This window comes from Pseudescherichia sp. L3 (assembly GCF_024656065.1).
Lineage (GTDB): Bacteria > Pseudomonadota > Gammaproteobacteria > Enterobacterales > Enterobacteriaceae > Pseudescherichia.
Genome location: NZ_JANKYC010000001.1, coordinates 1,594,977 through 1,617,157, shown reverse-complemented (window position 1 = coordinate 1,617,157; position 22,181 = coordinate 1,594,977). Strand labels below are relative to the sequence as shown.

The following is a 22,181-nucleotide window of genomic DNA, read 5'->3' as shown; positions in this document are numbered from 1 at the left end:
CTTACTCACGCCACAGAATGTGGCAAATCTTGTGGTCTTTCTCGCGGCACAGCAGCACGCGGGCGAAGATGTCGTTGATTTCACCCCCGTCGGTATCCGCCAGGCCGATAACCACCTCCGAGAAGAAGTCGGGGTTCAGATCGTAATCGACATGCTCCTGCCAGTCTTCAGCCGGATCGAACAGCTCCGCGCCGCCGCGCTCTTCAAACTGCAGGTTAAAAAGAATCACGTCTGCCGGATCGAGATTATCCATCGCCAGCTCAAGAAAAATATCGTAGGCCTGCTCAAGCGTTTCATCTTCAGTCAGGCGATTGTTCAGATCCATTTCCATAGTAACACCCTGGTTTAATCGCTAATGGGCACGTTTTACAGCAACGGACTAAAGAAGTAAAACAGTCGCTCGACAATCCGCTGCCATAGCGGACGTTTCAACCAGCGCGTGGCATCCAGCAGCCGGGAGCGAGAGATATAGTCATCCTGAACCGCCGCCAGATCGCCGCCAAAACCGGCATCATCAATGACCAGCGTGATTTCAAAGTTGAGCCACAGGCTGCGCATGTCGAGGTTTACCGTGCCTACCAGGCTCAGCTCACCGTCCACCAGCACGCTTTTGGTATGTAGCAGACCGCCTTCAAACTGGTAAATTTTCACCCCGGCCGCCAGCAGCTCGCTGAAAAAGGCCCGGCTGGCCCAGCCCACTAACAGGGAGTCGTTTTTGCGCGGCAGAATAATACTCACGTCCACGCCGCGCTGGGCAGCGGTACAAATGGCGTGCAGCAGATCGTCACTCGGCACAAAGTAGGGCGTTGTCATGATCAGATATTCCCGCGAGGCGTAGACGGCTGTCAGCAGCGCCTGGTGGATCAGATCTTCTGGAAAGCCAGGGCCGGAGGCGATGGTGTGAATAGTATGGCCGCTGGCCTGTTCAAACGGCATGACGTTGTTATCCGGCGGCGGCGGAAGAATACGCTTGCCGGTCTCAATCTCCCAGTCGCAAGAGTAGACCACGCCCATCGAGGTGGCGATCGGCCCCTCCATGCGTGCCATCAGATCAACCCACTGGCCAACGCCCGCGTCCTGCTTAAAAAAGCGCGGGTCCACCAGGTTCATGCTGCCGGTGTAGGCGATGTAGTTATCAATCATCACCATCTTGCGGTGCTGACGCAGATCCATGCGGCGCAGGAAGACACGCATCAGGTTCACCTTCAGCGCTTCCACTACCTCTACGCCCGCATTGCGCATCATGGCGACCCACGGACTGCGGAAGTAGGTCACGCTGCCCGCTGAGTCGAGCATGAGACGGCAGTGAACGCCGCGCCGGGCCGCCGCCATCAGCGACTCGGCGACCTGGTCGGCCATTCCGCCGGGGTGCCAGATATAGAACACCATCTCGATATTATGGCGGGCAAGTTGGATGTCGCGGATCAGCGCCTGCATCACATCATCAGAGGAGGTCAGGAGCTGAAGCTGGTTACCTTTTACGCCGCCGATACCCTGGCGGCGCTCACAGAGCTGAAACAGCGAGGTGGCCACCGGGCTGTTCTCTTCGGCAAAGATATGTTTGCAGGCTTTAAGATCGTGGAGCCATTTGGCGGTGGAGGGCCACATGGCGCGGGCACGCTCGGCCCGCCGCTTACCAAGATGCAGCTCACCGAACGAGAGGTAGGCGATGATCCCCACCAGCGGCAGAATATAAATAATTAATAGCCAGGCCATAGCTGAGGGAACGGCGCGGCGCTTCATCAGGATGCGTAACGTTACGCCGGCAATCAGCAGCCAGTATCCTAAAATGACCAGCCAACTCACAACGGTGTAGAAGGTTGTCATAGTTAAAAAAGTCCTTTTCAGTACGCCATACACTGAGTGTACGCATAAGCATCCATCTGGCAAATAAAAACGGCCGAGAAAGCGCTGGTACGGCGTCGGCAAGGGTCTATAATGGAGCCTTCGTTATTAGCAGAGTTGCTGTCATGAAGCGTAGTAGAACGGAAGTGGGGCGCTGGCGGATGCTTCGTCAGGCGAGTCGCCGCAAAGCCCGCTGGCTGGAAGGCCAGTCGCGTCGTAATATGCGCATTCACTCCATCAGAAAGTGCGTGCTGAACCACCAACGCAACGCGTTGCTGTTCGCGATTACCCCGTACTGAGATCGTTTGAGGGCACGTTTTGGTGCCCTCACTCTTAGAGCCTAGAATACTTTTTTGTACGGCTTAATCGATACGGTCTGGTAAACGCCCGCCGCTACGTAAGGATCGGCCTCTGCCCAGGCTTTTGCCTCTTCCAGCGATTCAAACTCCGCAATGACCGTTGAGCCGCTAAATCCAGCCGCGCCCGGATCGTTACTGTCTACCGCAGGCATGGGGCCCGCCGTCAACAGGCGCCCCTCGTCGCTAAGCAGCTGCAGGCGCGCCAGGTGCGCCGGACGCACGGAGAGACGTTTTTCAAGTGAGTTGGCAATATCTTCAGCGTAAATCACATAAAGCACGAGTAGAGTTCCTTAAATGATAAAATGACTCCAGGACGCTAACACACCTTGCAGGCCGCACGCTACCCTCATGATTTTATGCACCCTGAAAAGCTAAAACTGGACCGGAAAAGTTGTCCGCAACGGCTAAAATGCGCGATAGATGTGATGGCTTATTGAATATGATTGCTATTTGCATTTAAAATCAGGACCTGGCTTTTCAACTGAAACGATTATGACTGCAATGACCCTTGATCTACCTCGCCGCTTTCCCTGGCCGACGCTGCTGTCTGTTGGTATTCATGGTGCTGTTGTGGCGACTCTGCTTTACACCTCAGTACATCAGGTTATTGAAATGCCCGCACCCGCACAGCCTATTGCCGTTACTATGGTGACGCCTGCCGAGCTGGAGCCGCCGCAGGTGGTACAGCCCCCACCGGAGCCGGTGGTAGAGCCTGAACCGGAGCCGGAACCGATCCCCGAGCCGCCTAAAGAAGCGCCGGTGGTGATTGAAAAGCCAAAACCGAAGCCCAAGCCGAAACCTAAACCTAAACCGAAGCCGGAGAAGAAGGTTGAGAAGAAGGTCGAGCAGCCGAAGCGTGACGTTCGCCCGCTAGAGACGCGTCCCTCCGCACCGTTGACCAATACCGCACCGTCGCGCCCGCTGACCAACAGCGCACCGGCGGCCAGCAAACCGGTGGCATCCGTGCCGAGCGGCCCGCGAGCGGTGGCCCGCAGCCAGCCGCAGTATCCGGCCCGCGCCCAGGCGCTGCGCATTGAAGGCCGCGTACGCGTGAAGTTTGACGTCACCGCCGACGGACGCGTAGAGAACGTGCAGATCCTCTCTGCCCAGCCGTCAAATATGTTTGAGCGTGAAGTAAAAACGGCGATGCGTAAATGGCGCTATGAAGCAGGTAAACCGGGCAACGGTTTAATTGTGAATATCGTATTCCGTCTTAACGGTGGTGCATCGGTGGATTAAATGCCGCCGGTTAGCCGTAATAAAAAAGCCTCCTTACGGAGGCTTTTTTTATGCTTGCGGGGGAAGGGCGCGGGGCTTGCCTTCGCTGTCTACCGCCACATAGATAAACAGCGCCTCGGTGGCTTTATAGCGCTGGCCGATGGGCTCAGAGGAGACCTTCTTCACCCACACCTCAACGTTGATGGTCACCGAGGTCGTGCCGCGTTTAACGCAGCGCGCATAGCAGCACACCACGTCACCCACCGCAACCGGACGCAGGAAAGTCATGCCGTCGACCCGGACGGTGACCACGCGGCCATGGGCGATCTCTTTCGCCATGATTGCGCCGCCCATGTCCATCTGCGACATCAGCCAGCCACCAAAAATATCGCCGTTGGCGTTGGTATCTGCCGGCATCGCCAGCGTGCGTAATACCAGCTCGCCCTGTGCTGCTTCGTTTACATTACTCATCAGGACTTATCTTCCTGCGGCAGGTGACGATAGATATAGAGGCCGCTCAGCAGCGTAAAGATCAGCGTCAGGGCAGTTAAACCAAACACCTTGAAGTTCACCCAAATATTTTGCGGCAGCCAGAACGCAATATAGATATTGGCCAGTCCACAGATAATGAAAAACAGCGCCCAGGCGAGGTTGAGCTTTGACCATACCGTTGCGGGCAGGGCGATCTCTTTACCCAGCATGCTCTGGATCAGCGGCTTTTTCATCACCCACTGGCTAAACAGCAGCGCACCGGCAAACAGGGCGTAGATCACCGTCACTTTCCACTTAATAAACTCATCGTTATGGAAAAAGAGCGTCAGACCGCCAAACACCGCTACCAGCACGAAGGTCACCAGCGCCATTTTTTCAACTTTGCGATAGCGCACCCAGCTGTAGATCAGCACCACCGCCGTCGCCACGATCAGCGCCGCCGTTCCGGCATAGATGTCATAGAGCTTATAAAAGGCAAAAAATACAATCAGCGGCAAAAAATCAAGAAACTGCTTCATTCTTCGATTCCGTAATAGATGCAGCCTGCCTGTTAAGCACGCTGCGGGATGTTAAGGGCGGATCAGCATATAGAGACGATAAAGATAAACAAGCAGCGCCGCCGAGATCAAATTGCTGAGCGTATTGGCCAGGATTGCACCCACCGTTGGCGTCAGGACAGCGAAATTAGGGGCGAACATCAGCAGCAGCGTTTTTGCCAGCAGCCAGCCCATCACCGCCGGAGCCACCAGGCGCATATTGCCCCAGCCCAGACGCATGCTGTTACGGATCGACTGAAAGACCCCCATTTTATCCTGCACCATCATTACGGGCGCAAAGGCCAGCAGGATCGCAAGGATAACCCCTGGGACCACGATAAACATGATGCCGATCTGCACCATAAAGGTGGTCAGAAAGATCAGGATAAACAGCTTTGGCAGCACCGGAGCGCTGGCCCCAATGGCCCGCAGCGCGCTTACGCGCTGGCCCGCAGAAATCAGTTGGAGCAGCAGCAGCATCCCGCCCGCCAGGATGGCGTTGCCAAACAGCCCGGAGAAGGTGGAGGCGGCAGAGGCACGCAGCAGCACCTGCTGCTGTTCAGGCGTCATGTTTTGTACCAGCTCAAACAGCCCGGCGCTGCCGGACAGGTTGTCACCCTCGCGCAGGATGGCGAGCTGCTCATCAGTGGGTGAAAAAACGTGGCCAAGCATGACCGTGATAAACGCACACAATAGGGCAATCAGCAAAATAGTGATGAACTGATTGCGAACAAAATTTCCCGTGTCACGGTAAACGGACTTCGCCGTGATAGACATGCACTCTCCTTGAGTAAACCGGTATTAATTTGCTGACGATTGTAACCTGGTTAGCGTCGCAGTGGCAGCACTCTCCCGTGTATGGAAAAGCATAGCTTTGTAAAACAGTCTCACCCTGAAAATTGAGCTACACCCAAACATATAGTTTCCTGATGATTAAGGAAAATTAATCCAGATCAATGAATGTTACTTTATAGGGTTAAATGTGATCTGCGCTAGATCACTTTGTACTTCAATGTAGGTATATTCACCGCGCCAGAAAAATAACCCTATCGATGGAGCGGAAAAGAATGAAAAAATTAGCGGTGGTAGCGTTGGTGTTAAGTGCATTTTCAGCTGGGACATATGCTCATGACGCGGGCGAGTTTTTTGTGCGTGCCGGTTCGGCGACGGTAAGACCTACCGAAGGGTCTGATAATGTGTTAGGCAGTCTGGGCGGGTTTAACGTCAGCAACAACACCCAGCTGGGTTTGACCTTCACCTATATGGCAACGGAGAACGTCGGCATTGAGCTGTTGGCCGCTACGCCGTTCCGCCATCATGTTGGCACCGGCCCAACGGGCAACATTGCCACCGTTGAGCATCTGCCGCCAACCCTGGTTGCCGAGTGGTATTTCGGTGACAGCAGCAGCAAAGTCCGCCCCTATATTGGCGCAGGCGTGAACTACACCACGTTCTTTGATGAGAAGTTTAACGATACCGGTAAAGCGGCGGGCCTCTCCGACCTAAGCCTGAGTGACTCCTGGGGCGCAGCGGGCGTGGTGGGGCTGGACTACCTGATCAACCGCGACTGGCTGATTAACGCCTCGGTGTGGTACATGGATATCGATACCGACGTGAAATTTAAGGCGGGTGGGGTGCAGCAGACCGTTGATACGCGTCTGGATCCGTGGGTGTTTATGTTCTCTGCGGGCTACCGCTTCTGATCCATAAGTTAAGGTGAGAAACTGACCAATGAAGCCTGTTTCTCACCTTAACGAATCAGCTTACTCGCGTCGCCGCTTTTAGACCCTGAACAAACTCCCTCAGCTCGGTCAGCATCTTAACGGGCTTATCAAGGTTATTCTCAATAATCTTAACGATGGCGGAGCCGGAAATTGCCCCTGCTGCGCCTGCCTCCAGCGAGGTCTTCACCTGCTCCGGCGTCGAGATACCAAAGCCCTGCAGCGGCGGGGCAGCATTGTACTCAGCCAGCTTCGCAACCAGATGCTGTAGCGGCAGGGCCACGCTGTTCTCTGCGCCAGTTACCCCGGCGCGTGAGAGCAGGTAGGTGTAGCCGCGTCCGTAGGATGCAATCTGACGCAGCAGATCGTCATCGGCGTTCGGCGGGCAGATGAAGATCGGCGCAACGTTATGGCGCATCGCCGCCTGACGGAACGGGGCTGACTCTTCCACCGGCACGTCCGCCACCAGCACCGAATCAACGCCCGCTTTTTCGCACTTAGCGTAGAACTCATCAATACCCTGGCTGAATACCAGGTTGGCGTACATCAGCAGGCCGATAGGGATAGTCGGGTGCTTCTGGCGCACGGCAGCCAGCATCTCAAAGCACTGGGCGGGGGTAGTACCTGCGGCAAAAGCACGCAGAGTGGCATTCTGGATAGTAGGGCCGTCGGCCAGCGGATCGGAGAAGGGGATCCCTAACTCCAGCGCATCGGCACCGCCCTCAATCAGCGCATCGATAATCTTTAGCGACTGTTCGGGAGAGGGATCGCCCAGGGTAACAAAGGGAACAAATGCTCCCTCCTTGCGCTCCTGCAGGCGCGTAAACAGCTGCTCATAACGTTCCATCACATCTCCCCTCGTGCTTTTAAAATATCGTGAACCGTAAAGATGTCTTTATCGCCGCGGCCAGAGAGGTTAACCACCAGCAGCTGCTCTTTTTCCGGGTTTTCGCGCATCATCTTCAGCGCATGGGCCAGCGCATGCGAGGACTCCAGCGCCGGAATGATCCCTTCGCTACGGCACAGCAGTTTGAACGCCGCAAGGGCTTCATCATCGGTAATCGAGACGTAATCTGCACGTCCGATGCTGTTCAGATGCGCGTGCTGCGGCCCCACGGACGGGAAATCGAGCCCGGCAGAGATTGAGTAGGACTCCTCAATCTGACCGTCATCGGTTTGCATCATCGGTGACTTCATGCCGAAGTAGATACCTACCCGACCATGCTTCAGCGGCGCGCCATGCTCGCCGGTCTCAATCCCGTGGCCCGCCGGCTCGACGCCGATCAGCCCCACGCTGCTCTCTTCGATAAAATCAGCAAACATGCCGATGGCGTTAGAGCCGCCGCCGACGCAGGCGATCACCGCATCCGGCAGACGACCCTCTTTTTCGAGGATCTGCGCTTTCGTCTCTTCGCCAATCATGCGCTGGAACTCACGCACAATAGTCGGGAACGGATGCGGGCCTGCCGCCGTACCGAGCATATAGTGGGCAGTATCGTAGCTGCCAGACCAGTCACGCAGCGCTTCGTTGCAGGCATCTTTCAGGGTAGCCGAGCCGCTATAGACCGGGATCACCTCTGCACCCATCAGGCGCATGCGGAACACGTTCGGCGACTGACGCTCCACGTCCTTGGCACCCATGTAGATACGGCATTTCAGGCCGAGCAGGGCGCTGGCGAGCGCGGAGGCGACGCCGTGCTGGCCCGCGCCGGTCTCGGCAATGATCTCGGTTTTACCCATGCGCTTGGCAAGCAGCGCCTGGCCCAGCACCTGGTTAGTTTTGTGCGCGCCGCCGTGAAGCAGATCTTCACGCTTAAGATAGAGCGTGGTTTTGGTTCCGGCGGTCAGGTTCTGGCATTTCGTGAGCGCGGTCGGACGCCCGGCATAGTTTTTCAGCAGATCGCTAAACTGGGCCTGAAACGCCGGATCCTTCTGAGCGCTGACAAAGGCCTCTTCCAGCTGGCGCAGGGCGGGCATTAAAATTTGCGGAACGTACATGCCGCCGAATTCACCGAAGTAGGGATTGAGCAAAGTTGTCATTACAGATTCCTTAATAGGCACGCAGGGTACGGAAAACCGAGGCCAGCTTGCTGGCATCTTTAATACCCGGTTCAGATTCCACACCTGAATTAAAATCGAGTCCGGCACAGCCCGCCTGCGCCGCCGTAACGCAGTTATCTGCGCCGAGGCCTCCGGCCAGCATCACGTTGTCCAGCGTCTCTCCGGCCAGCAGGGACCAGTCAAAACGCTGGCCGGTGCCGCCCTGGCCGTTATCAAACAGATAGCGGTCAACGTGGCTGAGATTACGGGCCGGGAGCGTATCGCTGACGCTCAGCGCTTTCCAGATGGCGACGCTGGCCGGCAGCGCGGTGCGTAACGCATCAATATAGGCCTGATCCTCTGCTCCGTGCAGCTGGACGGCAGCAAGCTGAAACTGTTCTGCCTTCTCGACCACTGCTTCGACGGATGCGTTACGGAAGACGCCCACGTAGCGCAGGGGCGCTGCGGCAATCACCGCATCGGCTTGGGCATCGCTCACGCAGCGCGGAGATTCAGGAACGAAGATCAGCCCGCCGAAGAGCGCTCCGGCTTCAAACGCGGCCTGCGCATCCTCGGGACGCGTCAGCCCGCAGACTTTATTCTCGCCCAGCAGCACGCGCTTGATGGCGGCGTCGAGATCGTCCTGCTCCATCAGCGCCGATCCGATTAAAAAGCCGTTGGCGAAACGGCTCAGATCGCGCACCTGGGCATAGGTGTTAATCCCCGACTCGCTGATCACCGTAACGCCCGCGCCAAGGCGAGGTGCCAGCTGGCGGGTGCGGTTGAGATCGATAGAGAGATCGCGCAGGTCGCGGTTATTGATACCTACCACCTTAGCCCCGAGGGCGATAGCGCGCTCCAGCTCCTCTTCATTACTCACTTCGGTCAGCACGCCCATCTTCAGGCTGTGGGCCACGGCGGCGAGCTGGCGGTACTGCTCGTCATCGAGCACCGAGAGCATCAGCAGGCAGGCGTCCGCCTGGTAGTAGCGCGCCAGGTAAATCTGGTAGGCCTCGATAATAAAATCCTTACACAGGATCGGCTGCGGCGCGGCAGCACTCACCAGCGGCAGAAAATCGAAGCTGCCCTGGAAATATTTCTCATCCGTCAGCACAGAGATGGCCGATGCATGGTGCTTATAGATGTTGGCAATCCGCACCGGATCGAAATCGTCGCGGATCACGCCTTTTGACGGCGAAGCCTTTTTACATTCGAGAATAAATGCCGTGCGCGCGCCCTGCAAAGCGTCGTAAAAGCTGCGCGTGGCGGGCACAATATCGCCTTGAAAACTGGCCAGCGGCTGCTGCTGTTTTCGGGCGGCGACCCAAATCGCCTTATCCGCGACGATTTTCGCTAAAACGGTTTCCATTACTTATCCTCTTGCCGCAAGCGCGGTGACTTTGTCATAGGCAGCACCGCTGCGTAGTACGTCCAGAACCTTTTGCGCGTTGGCCTGCAAATTCTCTTCTCCATGCAGGCGCATCAGCATCGCCACGTTTGCCGCGACGGCGGCCTCGTGGGCGGCCTCACCTTTACCTTGTAGTAAGCGCGTCAGAATGTCACGGTTTTCTTCCGGGGTGCCGCCCGCCAGCGCCTCCTGGCGATACGGCGTGAGGCCAAAGTCAGCGGCCTCCAGCTGATAGCTGCTGATATCACCGTTGTTCAGCTCGGCAACCAGCGTCGGGGCGTGCAGGGAGACTTCGTCCATGCCGCCGCTGTGCACCACCGCCGCCCGCCGGTAGCCCAGTACGCGCAGCGTTTCGGCAATCGGCAGCACCAGCTCCGGGCTGTAGACGCCAATCAGCGCCAGCGGTGGGTGGGCTGGGTTAATCAGCGGCCCGAGCACGTTGAACAGGGTGCGGGTCTTGAGCTGCTGGCGTACAGGCATCGCGTGGCGGAACCCGGTGTGGTACTTCGGCGCAAAGAGGAAGCAGACCCCCAGCTCGTCCAGCGCGGTACGGGATTTATCCGCGTTCATATCGAGGTTGATGCCAAACGCCGCCAGCAGATCCGACGAGCCGGAGCGGCTTGAAACGCTGCGGTTGCCGTGCTTCGCCACCTTCAGGCCGCAGGCTGCGGCGACAAAGGCGCTGGCGGTGGAGATATTGATGCTGTTGCTGCCGTCGCCGCCGGTGCCAACGATATCGGCAAAGGCATAGTCCGGGCGCGGGAAGGGCGCTGCGTTCTCCAGCAGCGCGGTGGCCGCCCCGGCGATCTCATTCGGATGTTCGCCGCGGATCTTCATGCTTACCAGCGCCGCCGCCAGCTGCTCTGGCTTCAGCTCGCCGCGCACCACCGCCGAGAAGAGCTGGTGGCTCTCCTGCTGGCTCAGGGTCTGAGCCTGATAGAGTTTCTCCAGGATCGGTTGCAGGGTATTGCTCTGCTCCAGCTTCTGCTGCGCCCAGGCCAGGGTCTGCTCCAGCAGGCGTGCGCCCTGGGTAGTGAGAATGGACTCCGGGTGAAACTGGAAGCCGCAGACGCGATCGACATCGTGGCGCACCGCCATCACCATGCCATTGAAGTGCGCATTGATGGTCAGCCCGGCGGGCACGTTGCTGCCCACCAGCGAATGATAGCGCGCCACCGGCAGCGGGTTGCTCAGCCCGGCGAACATCCCCTGGCCGTCGTGTTCAATGTTTGAGGCTTTACCATGCAGGATCTCTCCGGCCTGGCCAACGTACCCGCCGTAGGCTTCAACGATCGCCTGATGGCCGAGACAGATACCAACGATCGGCAGCTTGCCGCGCATACGGGTTAACAGCTCAGGCATACAGCCCGCCTCGGAGGGGGCGCCAGGGCCTGGAGAGAGCATCAGAACCGGGTTCTCCATGGTCGCCAGGCGGTCAATCAGCGTCTGGGCAGGAACATGGTTGCGGTAGATCACCACGTTGTGACCGCTGGCGCGCAGCTGATCGGCAAGGTTATAGGTAAACGAGTCGATATTATCGAGCAGCAGAATGTCAGCCATCAGAACGTCTCCTGAGCGTGGTGTGCGGTGGCAATGGCGCGCAGGACCGCGCGAGCTTTGTTGCGGGTTTCATCGGCTTCAGACTGCGGAACAGAGTCCAGCACCACCCCCGCACCTGCCTGAACGGTGGCGACACCGTTTTCAACGTAGGCGGAGCGGATCACAATGCAGGTATCCAGATCGCCGTGGGCAGTGAAGTAGCCCACTGCGCCGCCGTAGCTGCCGCGACGGGTGCCTTCCGCCTGAGCAATAAGCTGCATGGCGCGGACCTTTGGCGCACCGCTCAGCGTGCCCATATTCATGCACGCCCGGTAGGCGTGGAGGACATCGAGATCGTTGCGCAGCTCACCCACCACGCGAGAGACCAGATGCATCACAAATGAGTAGCGATCGACCTTGGTCAGGTCGGCAACGTAGCGGCTGCCCGGCGTGCAGATGCGGGCCAGATCGTTGCGGGCGAGGTCAACCAGCATCAGGTGTTCGGAGAGCTCTTTATGGTCGGTACGCATCTCCAGCTCGATGCGGCTGTCGAGATCGCGATCCAGCGAACCGTCGGCCCGGCGGCCGCGCGGACGCGTTCCGGCAATCGGGTAGATCTCAATCTGGCGAGACTGCGCATCATACTTCAGCGAGCTCTCAGGCGACGCGCCAAACAGGGTAAAGTCGTTATCCTGCATAAAGAACATGTAGGGGCTGGGGTTGCTCTTCTTCAGCACGTCGTAGGCTGCCAGCGGTGACGGGCAGGGCAGTGAGAAGCGGCGGGACGGCACGACCTGGAAGATCTCTCCGGCGCGAATGGCTTTTTGCATCTCGCGTACAACCGCCCCAAACTCCTCGTCGCTCTGGTTGCATTCGCAGCGCATCGACGCCACCGTCTCTACCGGCAGCGGCGCGGGGGGCAGGCTCAGCTGCTGACGCAGTTCGGCAATGCGCTGGGTCAGGCGCTGCTGTTCGGCATCGGAAGGGGTGAAAAGGCTTGCCTGGATGCGGGTTTGCTGCTGCTGGTGATCGATAACCAGCAGCGTTTCGGCCAGGTAGAAGCAGAAGTCCGGGCAGCCATTCTCCTGTGCAAGCGCAGGGAGATCCTCAAAACCGGCTACCAGGTCATAGGCGAAGAGGCCGCCAAAGAACATCGCCTCGCGCTCTTCGGCCGGAACGGTAACCAGCTCCTGGAGCAGGCGAAAGGCATCAAAAACGGACAGAGAGCAGAGGCGGGCGTCTTCGTCCAGCAGGTTGCTTACCGGCGGAAAGTGCAGAACGCGACCATCCGGACGGGCGATGTTCTCTACGCCAGCGGGCAGGGCGGCATCCAGCAGCGGCAGGAGCGATGCGCCGTTAGTCGTCAATGCCTGAATAGTGACAGTGTCACCTAACGCGGTAATGCGCAGCGCGCTGTCGACCAGCAGCAGGCTCTTGAGATCGTCCTTGCTGTCGATATCGGCGGATTCCAGCAGCAGCGTTGCCGGACGATCCGCGCACAGCTGATGAAACAGGGCGGTCGGGTTCTCCCGGTACGCGGCGTGGTCTGTGAGAAGCTGTAGTGCAGGTTTTGGCATTGGCATAGTCATTCTCATCCGATCGTTATTCTGTTCAAAAAAAAGCCCGCTCAGTTGGCGGGCCGGGGTATCTGTCTGCTTGAGGCAAACGCTCGCTCACCGCCCGTTTTCAGGAGGAGTGCCACCAGCGGATAAGCGTAGAATGTTTGAACATTTTCAGATACCTCGTTGTGTGAACTTGCGTACTAGTTAACTGGTTCAGGAGAATAAAGTCAACCCCTGATTTCAGAATTCGCGCCTTAACCGTTATGATAGAGTCCTAAATGAGATATACCCTACTGGAGCCGCTTTGAGCGACACGAATTACGCCATTATTTACGACCTTCACTCTCACACTCAGGCCTCAGACGGTTTGCTCTCCCCGGAAGAATTAGTTCATCGCGCAGTTGAGATGCGTGTGGGTACGCTGGCTATCACCGATCATGATACGACCTCGGCTATTCCCGCAGCCCGGGCGGAGATTGCGCGCGCAGGGCTGAACCTGAGCCTGATTAACGGCGTGGAGATCTCTACCCTCTGGGAAAACCACGAGATCCATATTGTCGGTCTTAACATCGACATTGAGCATCCGGCAATGGTGACGCTGCTTGAAGAGCAGAAAGCTCGTCGTCAGGCACGCGCCATGCAGATTGGTGAGCGCCTCGAAAAAGCGCATATTCCCGGTGCGTGGGAGGGGGCGCTGCGCCTGGCTAACGGCGGGGCGGTGACCCGTGGCCACTTTGCTCGTTTCCTCATTGAGAGCGGCAAAGCCAGTGACGTGGCGGGCGTGTTTAAAAAGTATCTTGCGCGTGGTAAAACCGGATACGTTCCGCCCCAGTGGTGTACAATAAAACAAGCTATTGATGTGATTCATCATTCTGGCGGCAAAGCGGTAGTGGCCCATCCTGGGCGCTACGATCTTAGCGCTAAATGGCTGAAAAGACTGCTGGCACACTTTGCCGAACAGGGCGGTGATGCGATGGAAGTCGCGCAATGCCAGCAGGCGCCCAACGAGCGCACCCAGCTTGCTGCGTATGCGCAACAGTTTGGTCTTATGGCGTCGCAGGGATCGGATTTTCACCAGCCCTGCCCGTGGATCGAACTGGGTCGCAAACTGTGGCTGCCCGCAGGCGTAGAAGCGGTATGGCAGCTCTGGGAACAGCCTCAACATAATAATGAGAGGGAAGTATGAGTCAGTTTTTTTATATTCATCCGGATAATCCCCAGCCGCGCCTGATTAACCAGGCAGTGGAGATTGTGCGTAAGGGCGGGGTGATCGTCTATCCCACCGACTCCGGCTACGCGCTGGGCTGTAAAATCGAAGATAAAGGGGCGATGGAGCGTATATCGCGCATTCGGCAGCTGCCGGATGGCCACAACTTTACGCTGATGTGCCGGGATCTCTCCGAGCTGTCGACCTATGCTTTTGTGGATAACGTGGCATTCCGCCTGATCAAGAACAATACGCCGGGCAACTACACCTTTATTCTCAAAGGCACGAAAGAGGTCCCGCGCCGTCTGCTGCAGGAAAAACGCAAAACCATCGGCCTGCGCGTGCCGTCTAACCCTATTGCACTGGCGCTGCTGGAAACGCTCGGCGAGCCGATGCTCTCTACCTCGCTGATGCTCCCCGGCAGCGAATTCACCGAGTCCGATCCCGAAGAGATCAAAGATCGCCTTGAGAAACATGTAGAGCTTGTCATTCATGGCGGCTATCTCGGACAGCAGCCTACCACGGTGGTCGATCTCACCGATGACGCGCCGGAAGTGATCCGCGAAGGCGTCGGCGATGTGAAGCCATTCCTGTAGGAGCCAGCACGATGTTAAAAGGGACCGGCAGGCTTGTCCTGCCCGCAGGAGTGTTGCTTGCACTGTTTATGCTGATCGGCTGTAGCGTGAGCTCGCCGCAGCTGCCGGAAACAGAGAAAATCGTCTACTTCAAGGCCGGGGATAACTTTCTGCTGGCCCGAGGAGATGAGCACACCTACGACTTCAGCGGGGCTGAAACTCGCCGCCTCTATGATCGCTGGTTAGTGCTAAAGCGTGACTATGGTGATGCGGTGCGCGGCATGACGGTGAATTTTGACGTCAATAATCGTGATGTACAGGCCCAGTACAACACCTTTATTCGTACCGATCGGTTACAGCCTGGACAAAAAGAGGCGCTGGTGCGCGACTACGGCGCGAAAGCTACCTCAGATCCGCAGACGATGGTGGTCTCGTTCCGTGCCAGCGGGAGCTATGGCCTGTCACGTAACTACGTCATGGATGATAAGTTTATCAAGCTTGACCCGCCGGTCACGGTGAGCATTAACGACAAAACCCGGGGCGTAAACCCGCTCTGGATCCCGCTGATGATCCCCGCCTTTCCCTTTATCATGGCCTACGGCTGCGCCACCGGGCGCTGCATCTGACAACCACACCCCAGTGATTAAAAATTAACCTGGGGTGCTACAGTATTTCATTTGATTTTCGTGTAGTATGTGCGCCCAAGAAATAGAGTGTGCTTTGCACCTATCCAGACGCCTGTGAAGGCGACACCTGAAGGAACCGCCATGAGCGAGAAATTACAAAAAGTGCTGGCCCGCGCTGGCCACGGCTCCCGCCGTGAAATCGAAGCGATCATTGCCGCCGGGCGCGTCAGCGTTGACGGAAAAATCGCTACGCTGGGCGACCGCGTTGAGGTTATCCCCGGCCTGAAAATCCGTATTGACGGCCATCTTATCTCAGTTAAAGAGTCCGTTGAGCAGATCTGCCGCGTGCTGGCCTACTATAAACCAGAAGGTGAACTCTGCACCCGTAACGATCCGGAAGGGCGTCCGACGGTGTTTGACCGCCTGCCGAAACTGCGCGGCGCACGTTGGATCGCCGTTGGCCGTCTGGACGTGAACACCTGCGGCCTGCTGCTGTTTACTACCGACGGTGAGCTGGCTAACCGCCTGATGCATCCAAGCCGTGAAGTCGAGCGCGAATACGCCGTGCGCGTGTTTGGTCAGGTCGAAGAGAACAAGATCCGCGATCTCTCCCGTGGCGTGCAGCTGGAAGATGGTCCGGCAGCGTTTAAAACCATTAAGTTCAGCGGCGGCGAGGGCATCAACCAGTGGTATAACGTCACCCTGACCGAAGGGCGTAACCGCGAGGTTCGTCGCCTGTGGGAAGCCGTTGGCGTGCAGGTGAGCCGTCTTATCCGCGTCCGCTACGGTGATATTCTGCTGCCGAAAGGGCTGCCGCGCGGAGGCTATACCGAACTGGATCTGGCTCAGACTAACTATCTGCGCGAGCTGGTAGAGCTAACGCCGGAAACCGAATCTAAGGTGGCGGTAGAGAAAGATCGTCGTCGCCTGAAAGCGAATCAGATCCGCCGGGCGGTTAAGCGTCACAACCAGACCGGCAGCGCGCGTCCGGCCAGCGGACGCCCTGCAAGCAGCAATCGCCGCTCCAGCACGCGTAACAGCAAAGCATAAAGAAAGGGGCCTCGGCCCCTTTCTTATTTAATAGTCAATGCCGATCTGCGCCTTCACGCCCGCGTCGAAGGCGTGCTTCACCGGACGCAGCTCACTCACCGTATCCGCCAGCTCCAGAATATCCCGATGGCAGCCGCGGCCGGTGATAATCACCGTCTGCTGGGCCGGACGCGCTTGCAGGGCGCTCAGCACCGCTGCCAGCGGCAGATAGTCATAGGCCACCATATAGGTCAGTTCGTCCAGAAGCACCATATCCAGCGTCTCGTCGGCCAGCATCCGCTGGGCATGCTCCCACACCGCCAGACAGGCGGCGGTATCGGCCTCGCGGTTCTGCGTGTCCCAGGTAAAGCCCGTCGCCATCACCTGAAACTCCACGCCGTGCGGCTCCAGCAGGTTGCGCTCGCCGTTAGGCCAGGTGCCTTTAATAAACTGGATCACGCCCACTTTTTTGCCATGGCCCACCGCGCGGGTTACGGTGCCAAAGGCGGCGGTGGTTTTGCCTTTGCCGTTGCCGGTAAAGACGATAATAATCCCGCGCTCGTCCTGGGCGGCGGCCACGCGTGCATCCACGTGATCCTTCACCCGCTGCTGTCGTTGTTGGTAACGCTCTTCACTCATAGTGCTATCCCCGGTTTGCGTCCAGGCTGAGCATCAAAGCTCATGCCGGTTTTGCGACGGCTGTCATCACCCATCAGCCATAGGTAGAGCGGCATGATATCAGCAGGGGTCTTTAATTTTTGTGGATCTTCCGACGGAAACGCGCTGGCACGCATTTTTGTTCGCGTGCCGCCGGGGTTGATACAGTTAACCCGCAGGTGCCTGCTCTGATACTCCTCCGCCAGCACCTGCATCATGCCTTCGGTGGCAAATTTGGACACCGCGTAGGCCCCCCAGCTGGCGCGGCCCTGGCGGCCTACGCTTGAGGAGGTGAACACCAGTGAGCCAGCCTCTGACTTGAGTAATAAAGGAAGAAGCGCCTGGGTCAAATAGAAGGTCGCGTTGACGTTAATCTGCATCACCTGTTCCCAAACTTCAGGTTTCTGCTCATCCATAGGGCAGATATCCCCCAGCATGCCCGCGTTATGCAGGACGCCATCGAGGCGGGGAACGGCGGCCTCAATCTGTGCCGCCAGCTGCTGGCACTGCTCCGGCGTGCAGGTGGCGAGATCAAGGGTATACCAGCGGGCGGTTTTGCCGCCCAGCTGCTCAATGCGCTGGGCCACGTGGCGCAGCTTCTCTTCATTTCTGCCGAGCAGGATCACTTTTGCGCCGTAGCGGGCATAGGTCAGGGCGGCCTCCTGGCCAATCCCGTCGCTGGCACCGGTCACCAGAATAATGCGGTTCTCTAATAAATCTCGTTTTGGCTGGTAGTGCACGGTTTCTCCTTTGCGCTCTCGTTCATCCAGGCGTCGTTTCACAGGATCGGGTCTTGTGGGCTTTATGCCTTAATCCGCCGCGTAATTCAATCGTCAAGCTCCTGCATTGATGCTTTGAACCTTTTCAACTTCTTACAGAGCAAAAAAATCAGCAAGATGGCGTCTAACTTAGCACGACGGCAGAAGACGATGCGGGCGGGGTCATGTACACTGGCCTTTACGTTGAGTGATGTAACCAAGGTGGGACGCGTGGAATTACTATCTGAATACGGGTTGTTTTTAGCCAAGATTGTGACGGTGGTGATTGCCATCGCCGTCGTGGCGATGCTTATCGTTAACCTGACGCAGCGCAAACGCCAGCGCGGGGAGCTTCGCGTCACAAACCTGAGCGAGCAGTATAAAGAGATGCAGGAGGAGCTCTCGGTCTCCTTGCTCGATACGCACCGGCAGAAGCTGTGGCACAAGGCGCAGAAGAAGCGTCTGAAGCAGGAGGCCAAAGAGGCAAAGTCTACTGCGAAGCTGGGCGTACCCGCTGCCGCCACTAAAGCGCGTGCCTGGGTGCTGGATTTCAAAGGCAGTATGGATGCGCATGAGGTCAGCAGCCTGCGGGAAGAGATCACCGCCGTGCTCACCGTGGCTAAGCCTGAGGATAGGGTTGTGCTGCGTCTTGAAAGCCCCGGTGGCGTGGTTCACGGCTATGGCCTCGCATCGTCCCAGCTACAGCGTCTGCGCGATAAAAACATTCCGCTCACCGTTGCCGTGGACAAAGTGGCTGCCAGCGGCGGGTATATGATGGCCTGCGTGGCGGACAAGATCGTTGCCGCACCCTTTGCCATTGTCGGGTCGATTGGCGTCGTGGCGCAGATCCCTAACCTTAACCGTTTCCTGAAAAGCAAAGATATCGATATTGAATTGCATACAGCTGGTCAATATAAACGGACGCTGACCCTGCTTGGGGAGAATACCGAAGAGGGGCGGCAGAAGTTCCGCGAAAGCCTGAACGAGACCCACGATCTCTTCAAATCCTTTGTTAAGCAGATGCGTCCTTCATTAGATATTGAGTCCGTGGCCACCGGTGAACACTGGTATGGCGTGCAGGCCCAGGAGAAGGGGCTGGTTGATGAGGTGGGCACCAGCGACGAGCTGCTGCTTGGCCTGCTCAACGAGTTCGAGGTGATCGGGATCCGCTACACCCGCCGCAAGAAATTAATGGATCGCTTTACCAGCAGCGCGGCGGAGAGTGCCGACCGGCTGCTGCTGCGCTGGTGGCAGCGCGGTGAAAAGCCGCTGCTGTAAACGGTGATAATAGAGAAGCGAGGCGCAATGCCTCGCTCTGTTTACTCCGCCAGGGTGTATTTCTCTGACAGTACGTGGGCAAGATGTTTAAACATGTTAAACACCGCCGTACTCTTCGCCGTGGGCAGGCCCTGCTCATCAAGAAAATAGTCGCCGCTGAAAATCAAAATGCCGTTACGTTCGGTGACGTTGGTGGCTTCGATGCCCTGCACATAATCCTCGTGCTCGCGGATGATCTCATTCGCTTTCGCCAGCAGTGACTGACGATCGATCGGTAGAACTGACTCTTGCATAGTTACCTCCTTAAACGTTGCGGATATTCTACGTCCAGGGGGACAAATGGGGCAAATTTTCCCTGTTATCAAGAGGGCTTTTACCCCATTCCGCCGTTGGCGCGATCCGTTTTTGCATGCTAATAAAGTTGCGTAACAAATTTTATCAGGTAGAGTGTGCGCTTTCGTCAATCTGGCAACAGATTTGCTTGACATTCGACCTTAAGTTCGTCGTTCTCATCCCACCAGACGCGGAAAAACCTGTTAACTCAGTCACCTGGAAGTCTTAATTTCAGCGTCTGGTTATGAAAAAGGGTTGATATCCCGTGACGTCGCCGCTATATCTGAGGCACGTCGCCAGGGGATGGTGAGTCAACGTGCGGCGTATTCCTGGAAGAATCAAATTAGGTAAAGGTGAATATGGGTAAAGCTCTCGTTATCGTTGAGTCCCCGGCAAAAGCCAAAACGATCAATAAGTATCTGGGTAGTGACTACGTGGTGAAATCCAGCGTCGGTCATATCCGCGATTTGCCGACCAGTGGCTCAGCCGCCAAAAAGAGCGCTGACTCTGCCTCCACCAAAACGGCTAAAAAGCCCAAAAAGGATGAACGTGGCGCGCTGGTCAATCGTATGGGCGTCGACCCATGGCACGACTGGGATGCGCGCTATGAAGTGCTCCCCGGCAAAGAGAAAGTGGTCTCTGAGCTAAAGTCGCTGGCCGAAAAAGCCGATCATATCTATCTCGCAACCGACCTTGACCGCGAAGGGGAAGCCATTGCCTGGCACCTGCGGGAAGTGATCGGGGGCGATGAGACGCGCTACAGCCGCGTCGTGTTTAACGAAATTACCAAAAATGCGATCCGCCAGGCGTTCGAAAAGCCGGGCGAGCTGAATATTGACCGTGTCAATGCCCAGCAGGCGCGTCGCTTTATGGACCGCGTCGTAGGCTACATGGTCTCGCCGCTGCTGTGGAAAAAGATCGCCCGTGGTCTCTCTGCGGGTCGCGTTCAGTCCGTTGCCGTGCGGCTGGTGGTCGAGCGCGAGCGTGAAATCAAAGCCTTCGTGCCGGAAGAGTACTGGGAAGTGGATGCCAACGTGGCGACGCCAGCCGGTGACTCGCTGGCGCTGCAGGTTACGCACCAGCAGGACAAGCCGTTCCGTCCGGTTAACCGCGAGCAGACCATGTCGGCAGTTAGCCTGCTGGAGAAAGCCCGCTATACCGTAACCGATCGGGAAGATAAGCCGACCAGCAGCAAGCCGGGTGCGCCGTTCATCACCTCGACGCTGCAGCAGGCAGCCAGCACCCGTCTCGGCTTCGGCGTGAAGAAAACCATGATGATGGCCCAGCGTCTGTACGAAGCGGGACACATTACCTATATGCGTACTGACTCAACCAACCTGAGCCAGGACGCGGTGAGCATGGCTCGCAGCTATATCACTGACAACTTCGGCAAAAAATACCTGCCGGAGAGCCCGATTCAGTACTCCAACAAAGAGAACTCGCAGGAAGCGCACGAAGCGATTCGTCCTTCTGACGTGGCGGTTGTAGCTGAGTCGCTGAAGGATATGGAAAACGACGCGCAGAAGCTCTATCAGCTGATCTGGCGTCAGTTCGTTGCCTGCCAGATGACGCCAGCCCAGTATGACTCCACGACGCTGACCGTAGAAGCGAGCGAGTTCCGCCTGAAGGCGCGCGGTCGCACGCTGCGTTTTGACGGCTGGACCAAAGTGATGCCCGCGCTGCGTAAAAACGATGAAGATCGTACCCTGCCGCCGGTGAACAAAGGCGACGTGGTGTCGCTGATCGAGCTGACTCCGGCCCAGCACTTTACCAAGCCGCCTGCGCGCTTCAGCGAAGCCTCGCTGGTCAAGGAGCTGGAAAAACGCGGCATTGGTCGCCCCTCTACCTATGCGTCGATCATTTCGACCATTCAGGATCGCGGCTACGTGCGGGTGGAAAACCGTCGCTTCTATGCTGAGAAGATGGGGGAGATCGTCACCGATCGTCTGGAAGAGAACTTCCGCGAGCTGATGAACTACGACTTCACTGCTCAGATGGAGAACAGCCTTGACCAGGTGGCGAACCACGAGACCGAATGGAAAGGCGTGCTGGATAACTTCTTCAGCGACTTTACCAAGCAGCTAGAGAAGGCCGAGCAGGATCCAGAGGAGGGCGGCATGCGCCCGAATCAGATGGTGCTGACCAGCATTGACTGCCCGACCTGCGGACGGAAAATGGGTATCCGCACGGCGAGCACTGGGGTTTTCCTCGGCTGCTCTGGCTACGCCCTGCCACCGAAAGAGCGCTGCAAAACCACTATCAACCTGGTACCGGAGAACGAAGTTCTCAACGTGCTGGAGGGTGACGATGCTGAAACCAACGCTCTGCGTGCGAAACGTCGCTGCGTGAAGTGCGGTACGGCGATGGACAGCTACCTGATCGATCCGAAACGCAAGCTGCACGTGTGCGGTAACAACCCCACCTGCGACGGCTACGAGATCGAAGAGGGCGAGTTCCGCATTAAAGGTTACGATGGCCCAATCGTAGAGTGCGAGAAGTGTGGTTCTGAAATGCACCTGAAAATGGGGCGCTTCGGTAAATACATGGCCTGCACCAACGACGACTGTAAAAACACGCGTAAGATCCTGCGTAGCGGGGAAGTTGCACCGCCGAAGGAAGATCCGGTTCCGCTGCCTGAGCTGCAGTGTGAGAAGTCGGATGCCTACTTCGTGCTGCGCGATGGGGCTGCGGGCGTCTTCCTGGCGGCCAATACCTTCCCGAAATCGCGCGAAACCCGTGCGCCGCTGGTGGAAGAGCTGTACCGCTTCCGCGATCGCCTGCCGGAGAAGCTGCGCTATCTGGCCGATGCGCCGCAGCAGGATCCTGCCGGCAACAAGACCATGGTCCGTTTTAGCCGTAAGACCAAGCAGCAGTACGTTGCCTCAGAGAAAGAGGGGAAAGCCACCGGCTGGTCCGCCTTCTTTATTGATGGCAAGTGGGTAGAAGCGAAGAAATAAGCCTGCTGTTGTCTCCTGAAGGGCCGGTTATCCGGCCCTTT

General features: G+C 57.5%; 23 protein-coding genes and 1 other annotated feature. Of the genes, 9 read left to right on the top strand and 14 right to left on the bottom strand.

Translation table 11 applies throughout. The annotated features are described in order from the left end of the window. Window position 1: 1 nt before the first annotated feature. Together NR795_RS07930 and cls are read right to left on the bottom strand one after the other, a co-directional pair. Window positions 2–331 carry an HI1450 family dsDNA-mimic protein gene (locus tag NR795_RS07930; RefSeq protein WP_042394392.1) on the bottom strand — a complete coding sequence of 110 codons (330 nt, stop codon included), beginning with the start codon at window positions 329–331 and terminating at the stop codon, window positions 2–4. Between the two features lie 35 nt (window positions 332–366). Next, window positions 367–1,827, bottom strand: a complete 1,461-nt coding sequence (gene cls / locus NR795_RS07925; RefSeq protein WP_222888003.1) for a cardiolipin synthase — start codon at window positions 1,825–1,827, stop codon at window positions 367–369. A 143-nt stretch (window positions 1,828–1,970) separates the two neighbouring features. Here cls and NR795_RS07920 point away from each other — a divergent pair, with 143 nt between their 5' ends. Further along, a complete protein-coding gene (locus NR795_RS07920) occupies window positions 1,971–2,144 on the top strand; it encodes a YciY family protein (RefSeq protein WP_144814817.1) in 174 nt (57 codons plus the stop codon). 41 nt (window positions 2,145–2,185) lie between these two features. Here NR795_RS07920 and NR795_RS07915 read toward each other — a convergent pair whose 3' ends face one another. Continuing rightward, complete coding sequence (locus tag NR795_RS07915) at window positions 2,186–2,482, bottom strand: YciI family protein (RefSeq protein WP_144814820.1); 297 nt, start codon at window positions 2,480–2,482, stop codon at window positions 2,186–2,188. 223 nt (window positions 2,483–2,705) lie between these two features. Between NR795_RS07915 and tonB the strand changes: the two genes are divergently transcribed. Next, window positions 2,706–3,443 (top strand): TonB system transport protein TonB, encoded by a 738-nt coding sequence (gene tonB, locus NR795_RS07910; protein WP_257758281.1) that lies wholly within the window; start codon window positions 2,706–2,708, stop codon window positions 3,441–3,443. A 48-nt stretch (window positions 3,444–3,491) separates the two neighbouring features. On the opposite strand, the gene yciA is transcribed toward tonB, so the two are convergent. The 3 genes from yciA to NR795_RS07895 are packed head-to-tail and all read right to left on the bottom strand — an operon-like array spanning window position 3,492 to window position 5,227. Further along, window positions 3,492–3,893, bottom strand: a complete 402-nt coding sequence (gene yciA / locus NR795_RS07905) for an acyl-CoA thioester hydrolase YciA (RefSeq protein WP_144814826.1) — start codon at window positions 3,891–3,893, stop codon at window positions 3,492–3,494. Then, window positions 3,893–4,432 (bottom strand): septation protein A, encoded by a 540-nt coding sequence (locus tag NR795_RS07900; protein ID WP_042394355.1) that lies wholly within the window; start codon window positions 4,430–4,432, stop codon window positions 3,893–3,895. The genes yciA and NR795_RS07900 overlap by 1 nt, the downstream gene beginning before the upstream one ends. 51 nt (window positions 4,433–4,483) lie before the next feature. After that, window positions 4,484–5,227, bottom strand: coding sequence for a YciC family protein (locus NR795_RS07895; protein WP_257757827.1), 744 nt, complete (start codon window positions 5,225–5,227; stop codon window positions 4,484–4,486). Window positions 5,228–5,517: 290 nt separating this feature from the next. Here NR795_RS07895 and ompW point away from each other — a divergent pair, with 290 nt between their 5' ends. After that, window positions 5,518–6,153: an outer membrane protein OmpW gene (gene ompW / locus NR795_RS07890; protein WP_144814832.1), complete on the top strand. Its 636-nt coding sequence runs from the start codon at window positions 5,518–5,520 to the stop codon at window positions 6,151–6,153. Window positions 6,154–6,208: 55 nt separating this feature from the next. On the opposite strand, the gene trpA is transcribed toward ompW, so the two are convergent. The 5 genes from trpA to NR795_RS07865 are packed head-to-tail and all read right to left on the bottom strand — an operon-like array spanning window position 6,209 to window position 12,741. After that, on the bottom strand, window positions 6,209–7,018 hold the full coding sequence (trpA, locus tag NR795_RS07885; RefSeq protein ID WP_144814834.1) for a tryptophan synthase subunit alpha: 810 nt from the start codon (window positions 7,016–7,018) through the stop codon (window positions 6,209–6,211). Beyond that, a complete protein-coding gene (gene trpB, locus NR795_RS07880; RefSeq protein ID WP_144814836.1) occupies window positions 7,018–8,211 on the bottom strand; it encodes a tryptophan synthase subunit beta in 1,194 nt (397 codons plus the stop codon). The genes trpA and trpB overlap by 1 nt, the downstream gene beginning before the upstream one ends. Before the next feature lie 10 nt (window positions 8,212–8,221). Beyond that, the gene (gene trpCF / locus NR795_RS07875) at window positions 8,222–9,580 is read right to left on the bottom strand and encodes a bifunctional indole-3-glycerol-phosphate synthase TrpC/phosphoribosylanthranilate isomerase TrpF (protein ID WP_257757826.1); all 1,359 of its coding nucleotides are present in this window, start codon (window positions 9,578–9,580) and stop codon (window positions 8,222–8,224) included. 3 nt (window positions 9,581–9,583) lie between these two features. Beyond that, the gene (trpD, locus tag NR795_RS07870) at window positions 9,584–11,179 is read right to left on the bottom strand and encodes a bifunctional anthranilate synthase glutamate amidotransferase component TrpG/anthranilate phosphoribosyltransferase TrpD (protein ID WP_144814843.1); all 1,596 of its coding nucleotides are present in this window, start codon (window positions 11,177–11,179) and stop codon (window positions 9,584–9,586) included. Continuing rightward, the gene (locus NR795_RS07865) at window positions 11,179–12,741 is read right to left on the bottom strand and encodes an anthranilate synthase component 1 (RefSeq protein WP_257757825.1); all 1,563 of its coding nucleotides are present in this window, start codon (window positions 12,739–12,741) and stop codon (window positions 11,179–11,181) included. Before NR795_RS07865 ends, trpD begins: the two co-directional genes overlap by 1 nt. A gap of 30 nt (window positions 12,742–12,771) precedes the next feature. Further along, window positions 12,772–12,868 (bottom strand) — a sequence feature (Trp leader region). A 156-nt stretch (window positions 12,869–13,024) separates the two neighbouring features. Here NR795_RS07865 and rnm point away from each other — a divergent pair. From rnm to rluB, 4 genes are all read left to right on the top strand, one after another. Continuing rightward, on the top strand, window positions 13,025–13,906 hold the full coding sequence (gene rnm / locus NR795_RS07860) for an RNase AM (protein WP_144814848.1): 882 nt from the start codon (window positions 13,025–13,027) through the stop codon (window positions 13,904–13,906). After that, window positions 13,903–14,523 (top strand): L-threonylcarbamoyladenylate synthase, encoded by a 621-nt coding sequence (locus NR795_RS07855; protein ID WP_144814851.1) that lies wholly within the window; start codon window positions 13,903–13,905, stop codon window positions 14,521–14,523. Before rnm ends, NR795_RS07855 begins: the two co-directional genes overlap by 4 nt. 11 nt (window positions 14,524–14,534) lie before the next feature. Next, window positions 14,535–15,128, top strand: coding sequence for a hypothetical protein (locus NR795_RS07850; protein ID WP_144814862.1), 594 nt, complete (start codon window positions 14,535–14,537; stop codon window positions 15,126–15,128). Window positions 15,129–15,269: 141 nt separating this feature from the next. Beyond that, complete coding sequence (gene rluB / locus NR795_RS07845) at window positions 15,270–16,178, top strand: 23S rRNA pseudouridine(2605) synthase RluB (protein WP_144814865.1); 909 nt, start codon at window positions 15,270–15,272, stop codon at window positions 16,176–16,178. Between the two features lie 27 nt (window positions 16,179–16,205). Here rluB and cobO read toward each other — a convergent pair whose 3' ends face one another. Further along, window positions 16,206–16,796 carry a cob(I)yrinic acid a,c-diamide adenosyltransferase gene (cobO, locus tag NR795_RS07840; RefSeq protein ID WP_257757823.1) on the bottom strand — a complete coding sequence of 197 codons (591 nt, stop codon included), beginning with the start codon at window positions 16,794–16,796 and terminating at the stop codon, window positions 16,206–16,208. After that, window positions 16,793–17,554: a YciK family oxidoreductase gene (locus NR795_RS07835; protein ID WP_144814870.1), complete on the bottom strand. Its 762-nt coding sequence runs from the start codon at window positions 17,552–17,554 to the stop codon at window positions 16,793–16,795. The genes cobO and NR795_RS07835 overlap by 4 nt, the downstream gene beginning before the upstream one ends. Before the next feature lie 249 nt (window positions 17,555–17,803). Between NR795_RS07835 and sohB the strand changes: the two genes are divergently transcribed. Further along, window positions 17,804–18,850, top strand: a complete 1,047-nt coding sequence (gene sohB / locus NR795_RS07830; protein ID WP_222887974.1) for a protease SohB — start codon at window positions 17,804–17,806, stop codon at window positions 18,848–18,850. A 41-nt stretch (window positions 18,851–18,891) separates the two neighbouring features. Here the strand turns inward: sohB and NR795_RS07825 are convergent, their stop codons facing one another. Then, on the bottom strand, window positions 18,892–19,143 hold the full coding sequence (locus NR795_RS07825) for a YciN family protein (protein WP_042394314.1): 252 nt from the start codon (window positions 19,141–19,143) through the stop codon (window positions 18,892–18,894). A gap of 399 nt (window positions 19,144–19,542) precedes the next feature. Between NR795_RS07825 and topA the strand changes: the two genes are divergently transcribed. Then, on the top strand, window positions 19,543–22,140 hold the full coding sequence (gene topA / locus NR795_RS07820; RefSeq protein ID WP_144814877.1) for a type I DNA topoisomerase: 2,598 nt from the start codon (window positions 19,543–19,545) through the stop codon (window positions 22,138–22,140). The last annotated feature ends 41 nt before the right edge of the window (window positions 22,141–22,181 follow it).